The sequence below is a fragment of the Vibrio sp. 1078-1 genome, from assembly GCF_033340475.1.
In genome coordinates, this window is record NZ_JAWOWM010000365.1 from 1 (window position 1) to 693 (window position 693).

1 protein-coding gene is annotated in these 693 nt (G+C 36.2%); it reads left to right on the forward strand.

The window, feature by feature from the left end:
- Positions 1-59: 59 nt before the first annotated feature.
- On the forward strand, positions 60-572 hold the full coding sequence (locus tag R7190_RS27615; protein ID WP_053306500.1) for a hypothetical protein: 513 nt from the start codon (positions 60-62) through the stop codon (positions 570-572).
- The last annotated feature ends 121 nt before the right edge of the window (positions 573-693 follow it).

The following is a 693-nucleotide window of genomic DNA, read 5'->3' on the forward strand; positions in this document are numbered from 1 at the left end:
GGCGTTAGCTATTTATAGGAATCGTCACTTATTAATCTTTATCCACTATAGGAATTGTTGTGATAGATAAAACTGAGCTAGTTGATTGTTACAAGAGTGTTTTATTAACGCTAATTGATAGCAGAATTGATGAATTAAAATTTTACGTAAGCCAGAAGGCTTTTTCCCATATGACTATATCTGTAGCCTTTTGGCATTATGACATGCATTGGAATATATGGAATAAGGATGGGCTGGATTTTGTCCAACATAATCAAGTCTCACATGGTGAGTTTATTATTCTCTCTGATTTTGAAAGAGGTAATAAGAATGTATCTAAACTTCGAGATATCATGGAAAGTTGGGAGGAGGAGGAGCTTTCAGGCGATGAAGATGAAGATATTAAACTACTGATTAGGATTGCACACGAATCACTTGCTTTGGCGATAGAAAGTGATGAAATTAAGCCATTGTTTCTAGACATCTTAAAAGAAAACCCTTCTTTTGAAGAAGCCTCTTTCAATTCTATGGTTCGTATAGAAGATGAAGAAGGTATGTTTGACGTTAACTTTCTTGATTTCTTGAAAAAATAGCTAACAAACTGTTTAAGAGTGATTCGCAACGCGTGGCATTTTTGCTATGCGTTGTGTTTAGTGTTTAAGGTGGTATGCGGCAGCTTCGGCATTGCGTTGCTCACACCTTAACAGGGCGTTA